Raw genomic sequence first — 1,543 nt, 5'->3', positions numbered from 1 at the left:
GTGGCGTTGTTGCATGGAGGCGCGTTGGGACGGAATTCGCCCTTTGGCGCGGTGATTATGCGAGGCGAACGAACTGTGCCTGACCGAGCTCACGCATACGATTGAGCGCTTTGACCGCAATCGCCACCTCCGTTTTGCGGCGATCATCGGCGCGTGATTTCAGAGCGTCGCCGATGACGCGTTTATAACGCCCAATAGACGCCTCGACTTTCGAGCGTCTGTTATAGCCACAGGCCTTTTGCCAATGCATTCGACCTCGTTCGTCAATTTCCAAAATGTGTCGATCGCGTTGGCTCGGCAAGGACATCGCGTCCGATCCGGCCACGGCGCCTTTGCATGGTGGAACGAGAACGGACATGTCGGGATTTCGTCTTGCGAGAAGCTCCCTCACGGCGCTTCTATCGTAGGCTCCGTCCCCGATAAATGAAGTCGGAGCCAGCGATAGTTGATCGAGCATCGGCCCGATATGCGAAGCATCGTCGACATCCTTATCGGTGAGGTCGGAGGCGACAATCTCGCCCGTGTCGGCATCGATGCCGATGTGAAGTTTGCGCCAGGCGCGCCGCTTTGTCGTTCCATGCTTTTCAAACAGCCATTCTCCGGCGCCGCGCAATTTCAGGCCTGTGCTGTCGATGATCAGATGGAGCGGGTCCGACGAGACGCGAGGCTTCTGCAAGACCTTCAATCCGCCAGCTCTGCGGCTGAGCGTTGTGTGATCGGGAACGGGCAGGTCAATCTCCAGCAATTGCATGATCGAACCGATCAAGCCTTCGGTCTGACGCAGAGCCAGGCCGAATACAGCGCGCAAGGTCAGCGCCGTCTCGATCGCGAGATCCGAATAGTGACGCTGTCCGCCCGGCGTCGCACGCGGCTGCGCGCGCCAATCTGCAATGGCTTCCGCGGTGAACCAGATGGTCAGACTTCCGCGGCTACGCAATGCGGCTTCGTAGTCCCGCCAATTCGTCACGCGGAATTTCTGCCGGGGAATATGATGTCGGCCATTGCGATGAAATTTGAAAGGCATGCTGATTCTCCGCGCGCCAACGACCGCGACTTTTGCCGTCAAACACATTAAACTCGCGCCGAATGCGTATCTTCGGCCCAGAGGCAGCTCGTGGACAATCAGATGGCCTCAGGTGAGCAGCTTAACAGATATTGCCCAGGGTCTCATGCCGTGAGGAACAAATGCCGATCGACATAGATGCGTTGAGCGAGGCCGAGTTGGTGGATCTAAATCATAGGATCATCGAGCGACTGCGCGTTCTTCATCAGCTACACGCGCATCAGGCCATGCTTAAATTTTCGATCGGGGATCGTGTGACATTTGAAGATGGGCAAGGGCGTACGGTCGAAGGGACGCTGACCCGCTACAATCGCAAATCTGTGACCGTCATTGGAGCTGATGGACGGCACTGGAATGTCGCGCCGGGCTTCTTGCGGAAAGCAGATCAAACTGCCACGGCGAAGACGCCGAGCATCATCTTGCTTCCTAAACGATAACCTCAGGAGACGGCGTAAGCGTATCCATGCACCAAAGCCGCGC

At 57.3% G+C, this 1,543-nt stretch carries 2 protein-coding genes; one reads left to right on the top strand and one right to left on the bottom strand.

Translation table 11 applies throughout. From position 1 onward, the window contains the following. Positions 1 to 55: 55 nt before the first annotated feature. On the bottom strand, positions 56 to 1,024 hold the full coding sequence (locus A1351_RS22110; protein ID WP_064033952.1) for an IS5 family transposase: 969 nt from the start codon (positions 1,022 to 1,024) through the stop codon (positions 56 to 58). Between the two features lie 161 nt (positions 1,025 to 1,185). On the opposite strand from A1351_RS22110, the gene A1351_RS22105 reads away from it, so the two are divergent. Continuing rightward, positions 1,186 to 1,500: a hypothetical protein gene (locus A1351_RS22105; RefSeq protein WP_064033951.1), complete on the top strand. Its 315-nt coding sequence runs from the start codon at positions 1,186 to 1,188 to the stop codon at positions 1,498 to 1,500. Positions 1,501 to 1,543 lie beyond the last annotated feature (43 nt).

Origin of the sequence: Methylosinus sp. R-45379, from assembly GCF_001644125.1 — a bacterium.
Lineage (GTDB): Bacteria > Pseudomonadota > Alphaproteobacteria > Rhizobiales > Beijerinckiaceae > Methylosinus.
This window is presented reverse-complemented; position numbering and strand designations above follow the sequence as displayed.

Bases quoted from the DNA above. Each gene is read 5' to 3' on its own strand.
- A1351_RS22110 (WP_064033952.1), bottom strand. From the start codon at position 1,024: ATGCCTTTCAAATTTCATCGCAATGGCCGACATCATATTCCCCGGCAG.
- A1351_RS22105 (WP_064033951.1), top strand. From the start codon at position 1,186: ATGCCGATCGACATAGATGCGTTGAGCGAGGCCGAGTTGGTGGATCTA.